Raw genomic sequence first — 249 nt, forward strand, 5'->3', positions numbered from 1 at the left:
CTCACGAACCGGGAAGGAAACCATGCCCGTACGCCCCGTCCTCGCCGCGGCCCTCGGTTCCGTCCCCCTGCTGTGCGCCGCCGCCGCCCCGCGACCGCCGCCTCCGGCGAGTCCGTCACCGTCCACCGCACCGGCCGGCTCGCCCCCGACGGCACCGTCACCCTCTCCGGCACCTACACCTGCACCGGTGCCGGCGGACCGGTGTTCATCAGCTCCTCGGACAGCCAGGACTCCCCGAACTACAAGCAC

1 protein-coding gene is annotated in these 249 nt (G+C 73.5%); it reads left to right on the forward strand.

The window, feature by feature from the left end; translation table 11 throughout:
- Positions 1–72: 72 nt before the first annotated feature.
- The coding region (locus KVT45_RS57550) for a DUF6299 family protein (protein ID WP_308311180.1) at positions 73–249 on the forward strand (177 nt) is incomplete at its 3' end.

The organism is Streptomyces sp. GbtcB6, assembly GCF_019091475.1.
Classification (GTDB): Bacteria; Actinomycetota; Actinomycetes; order Streptomycetales; family Streptomycetaceae; genus Streptomyces; species Streptomyces hyaluromycini.